This window comes from Streptomyces sp. NRRL F-525, from assembly GCF_000716605.1.
Classification (GTDB): Bacteria; Actinomycetota; Actinomycetes; order Streptomycetales; family Streptomycetaceae; genus Streptomyces.
Genome location: NZ_JNXE01000226.1, coordinates 1 through 268, shown reverse-complemented (window position 1 = coordinate 268; position 268 = coordinate 1). Strand labels below are relative to the sequence as shown.

Here is a 268-nt window from a genome sequence, read left to right as displayed (position 1 = left end):
GGGGTCGACGGGGCGCCCGAAGGGTGTGGCGGTGGAGCACGCCTCCGTGGCCAACCTTGCCTCGGCGATGGGTCCCGTTCTCGGTGTGGGACCTGGGCTTACGGCGTTGCAGTTCGCGTCGTTCAGCTTCGACGCGGCGGTGCTGGATGTGGCCGTGACGTTGGCGGCCGGGGGCACGTTGGCGATCGCCTCGTCCGAGGAGCGGCAGGACGGTGCTGCCCTCGCCGCGATGATCGACTTCAACGGCGTCGACAGCGCGAGTGTGGTG

At 70.1% G+C, this 268-nt stretch carries 1 protein-coding gene; it reads left to right on the top strand.

Annotated features, from left to right (window positions below):
• The coding region (locus OO69_RS48640) for an AMP-binding protein (RefSeq protein WP_158713554.1) at window positions 1-268 on the top strand (268 nt) is incomplete at both ends.